The 671-nt window shown below is 72.9% G+C and carries 1 pseudogene; it reads right to left on the bottom strand.

Annotated features, from left to right (window positions below):
- Positions 1–202 precede the first annotated feature (202 nt).
- Positions 203–671, bottom strand: a pseudogene (locus tag HCC78_RS32975) (IS21 family transposase); the annotation flags it as partial.

The following is a 671-nucleotide window of genomic DNA, read 5'->3' on the forward strand; positions in this document are numbered from 1 at the left end:
AGAAAGCGGGACGCTGGCCAGCCTTCGGCATCGGCACGCCCGGCCAGCGCAGGCCAGTGGCGCAGGATGCTGGGCAGGCGCAGCGCAGTGAGCATGGCGGGCAGCGCATGCGCGTCGACGGGGCGCGGCACGGGCGCAGTCATGCCTGGCCCTCCAGCAGGGCGTCGAAGCTGGCGAGGTCGGTCAGGGTGACGGGCGTGTCTCAGGGCAGCTCGCGGCGCCGCGGCTCCAGCTCCGGCTTCAGGGCCCGAGCCTCGGGCAGGAGGCCTTCGCCAAGGGCCCCGGCGATCAGCCCCGCGAGCTCGGCCTCGCAGCCCTCGTCATGGGCGAGCCACAGCAGGTCGACCATCCGGCGGCAGGCGTCCCTGCGGGGCAAGGCCACGGACGGCGCGGCCCAGGCGGCCTCGTATTCGCTGCGGGGAAACAGGCCGTCGCGATAGACCGACCCGGCCAGCGCCTGCGGCTTGCGGCGCAGGGCGTGGATGACATGGCGGTAGTTCACGCAGTAAACCCGAGTGCCGTCATCACGGCCGCGGCGGCGGGGGTGGGTGACGACCGGGGCGGCACCGAGGAAAGCCTCGATCCGGTCGTCGTAGACATGGACCCGCAGCCGCTTGCCGATCAGCTGGGAGGGGGCGGAATAGAAGACGGCATGCACCAGGAAGCCGCCG

It is taken from the genome of Mangrovicoccus sp. HB161399 (assembly GCF_013184745.1).
GTDB lineage: Bacteria > Pseudomonadota > Alphaproteobacteria > Rhodobacterales > Rhodobacteraceae > Mangrovicoccus.